The sequence below is a fragment of the Nitratidesulfovibrio liaohensis genome, from assembly GCF_011682075.1.
GTDB lineage: Bacteria > Desulfobacterota > Desulfovibrionia > Desulfovibrionales > Desulfovibrionaceae > Cupidesulfovibrio > Cupidesulfovibrio liaohensis.
Map to the genome: position 1 here is coordinate 1 of NZ_VSMK01000329.1, position 3,146 is coordinate 3,146.

Sequence of the window (3,146 nt, forward strand, 5' to 3'; positions counted from 1 at the left end):
GGGGATCGAGGGCACCGCCCGCCGCACCGCCGACGCGGTGCGCAAGGGCGCGCGGGCCACAGTGCACGGGGTGGGCGGCGTGGTTCACAAGGCCGGGGACATGGCCACCTCCATGGCCAAGGCCATGCCCTTCCGGGACGACGCCCCCTCGGAAGGCGACGAACACGATGTCCCCACCCCACCGACGCGCAGTGGCACACCGCCGCACGCCCATCCCCCCCGTGCGGGTGCCCCTGCCAGTACGCCGGACGGCGCGGCCACGCCGCCCACGCGCAGCCGCATGCCCAATCCCCTGCGCCTGTTCCGGAAGAAGGGCGACTGACGGCCCCTGCGTTTCCTTCACGCGGTCGCATTCTCCGTCCCGCAAACGCATGTCGGCCCGCAGCGGATGCCACGGGCCGACGGAACAGAAACAGCAAACTCCCGGCGGTGGAAATCAAAATGGGGGCAAGGGCCTGCCCACGGGCTGCTGCTGGGTGATGCAGTGGATGCCGCCGCCGCCCCTGAAGATGTCCAGAGAGTGCACCTGCACCACCTCGCGCTCCGGAAAGACCCGGCGCAGGGTCTCGAAGGCGGCCCGATCCAGCGCGCCCTGAGAGTCCGCCCCGCCACCCGGCGCGCCAAAGGCGGACATGACGATGCCCCCGTTGGCCACGTAGAAGTTGATGTACGAAAGGTCCATCCGCTTGCCGCCATGCTCCGCGCGGTCGGGCTGGTCGATGGTGACGATCTCGAGCGGCTTGCCGTCGGCGTCGGTGGCCAGTTGCAACCGCCGCAGGTTGTCCTGGTACACCGCGTGGTTGGGGTCTTCCGGATCGTCGCAGCGGTGCAGCAGCACCACGCCCGGCCTTGCGAAGCAGGAAACGATGTCCACGTGCCCGTGGGTGTCGTCGCCCTCCAGCCCTTCGCCCAGCCAGATCACCTTGCGCACGCCAAGGTACGCGGCGAACAGTTCCTCGAAATCGGCCTTGGTCATGCCCGCGTTGCGACGCGGGTCCAGCAGGCACTGTTCGGTGGTCATCAGGGTGCCCTGTCCGTCCACGTGGATGGACCCGCCCTCCAGAATGAACGGCGCGGCGTAGCGCCGCATGCCGAGGCGCGACAGGATGAACTGGGCCACGTCGTCGTCGTGGGTGGATTCATCGTAGGTGTGGCCCCACGAATTGAACATCCAGTCCACGCCCGCAACGCCGCCCGTCCCGTCCACCACGAAGGTCGGGCCGAAGTCGCGCATCCAGGCATCCGTGATGGGCGCGGGCACCACCTGCACGCCCGCGCCGCACAGCGCGGCGGCCACCTCGGCGTCCTGCGGCCTGGCCAGCAGGGTCACCGGCTCGAAACGGGCGATGGCCCGCACCACCCCGGCAAAAGAGGTGCGCACCGTATCCAGCGCGTCCTCCAGCAAGGGATCCGGGCAGGGCCAGGCCATCCAGCACCCCGCGTGAGGGGCCCATTCGGCGGGCATGTGCAGCCCGTCGCATACAGGGGCGCGCACCGGCAACCGCACGGGGGTAAAATTGAGGGGCAGGGGTGGCGACGAACGCTCCATTGATATAACCTCCTGTGCCTGCGCGGCGCTGGCGCAGACAGGCGTGTGTTCCTGGCGGGCATAGGGACATAAGACATGGGGGGGGCATCGGGGCATGGGGGACGGCAAGCGGGTTGACCGCGCCGTGCGCTCATATCCATGCCGATGTCCCGGCAATGGCCGCCGTTTTCTCCGGCCCCTTCTAGAGTACCGGCCCCGGACGGGCAACCCCCCAGGTGAGGAGAGGTGCGGAAAGGAGTGGTGCGGCCCAGGTAAAAAGGACGGTGCGGCATCTTTCCACACGGGCGCACCCGGATATTTCCAGACACCCCGAAATCGGGCATCATCGTTCATGGTCCCAGACGCCTGACCAACGGAGTGCGCATCTTGCCCGGCGTTCATCGGCCCGCACCCCGTTTTTTTGTTTGAAGCGCATCCCATCGAGGTCTAGGTTCGGACCGGCGCGCACCATTGCGCCTGCTCCACGTCGACACCGTCGCATGCACATGGCCGCCTGCACGTGGCCGGGCATTTCCGGCGCATGCGGCGTCCCCCATCCGGCGCCCACGGCAGAACGCCCCGCGCCCTCAACGCAGAATCCGCCCCGGAGGATCACATATGGCCGAAGTCATCGTCGCCGCCACCCAGATGGCCTGCACCGACAACGAATCCCGCAACATCGACCGTGTTTGCGAACTGGTGCGCGAGGCTGCCGCCATGGGCGCGCACATCGTGCTGCCGCAGGAGCTGTTTTCCGGCCCGTATTTCTGCAAGGACGAACTGCCGGAACACTTCGCGCTGGCGCGCACCCTGGACGAAAGCCCGGCCGTGCGCCGCATGTCGACCCTGGCCGCCGAACTGGGCGTGGTCATTCCCGTCAGTTTCTTCGAGCGTTCCAACCAGGCCTACTACAACTCGCTGGCCATGATCGACGCCGACGGCAGGGTGATGGGCCTGTACCGCAAGTCGCACATTCCGCAGGGGCCCGGCTACGAAGAAAAATTCTACTTCACCCCCGGCGACACCGGCTTTCGCGTGTGGCGCACCCGGTACGGCACGGTGGGCGTGGGGGTGTGCTGGGACCAGTGGTTTCCGGAATGCGCGCGGGCCATGGCCCTGCTGGGCGCGGACGTGCTGCTCTACCCCACGGCCATCGGTTCCGAACCCGCCGAACCGGCGTGCGATTCGTCCGGCCACTGGACCCGCACCATGCAGGGCCACGCCGCCGCCAACATGATGCCGCTGGTGGCCTCCAACCGGGTGGGCGAGGAGTTCGGCAAGGGCTTTTCCATGACCTTCTACGGTTCGTCGTTCATCGCCGGCCCGCAGGGAGAAATCGTGCAGCAGGCAGGCCGAAGCGAGGAATGCGTGCTGACGGCGGCCTTCGACTTCGATGCCATCCGCGCGGAACGCGCCGGGTGGGGACTGTTCCGCGACCGCAGGCCCGACCTGTACCACCCCCTGCTGACCTTTGACGGGCTGGACGGCCTGCCCGGCGAAGACGACAGCGAGGACGGCTGCGGCGACCATTGCGGCTGCGGGTGCGGAGGCGAAGCCTAGCCATGGCCGCCGTGCGCCCGCCGCATCACGATGCCGCGCAAGGCGGCGCGCGCCTGCT

Annotated in this window: 2 protein-coding genes and 1 pseudogene; 2 read left to right on the forward strand and 1 reads right to left on the reverse strand. The window is 68.3% G+C overall.

What is annotated here, in order from left to right:
- Nucleotides 1-322 (forward strand): annotated as a pseudogene (locus tag FVW27_RS11405) (DUF697 domain-containing protein); the annotation flags it as partial.
- A gap of 114 nt (nt 323-436) precedes the next feature.
- Here the strand turns inward: FVW27_RS11405 and FVW27_RS11410 are convergent.
- Nucleotides 437-1,549 carry an agmatine deiminase family protein gene (locus FVW27_RS11410; RefSeq protein WP_167125244.1) on the reverse strand — a complete coding sequence of 371 codons (1,113 nt, stop codon included), beginning with the start codon at nt 1,547-1,549 and terminating at the stop codon, nt 437-439.
- Between the two features lie 597 nt (nt 1,550-2,146).
- On the opposite strand from FVW27_RS11410, the gene aguB reads away from it, so the two are divergent.
- Nucleotides 2,147-3,088, forward strand: a complete 942-nt coding sequence (aguB, locus tag FVW27_RS11415; RefSeq protein WP_167125246.1) for an N-carbamoylputrescine amidase — start codon at nt 2,147-2,149, stop codon at nt 3,086-3,088.
- Nucleotides 3,089-3,146: the final 58 nt, after the last annotated feature.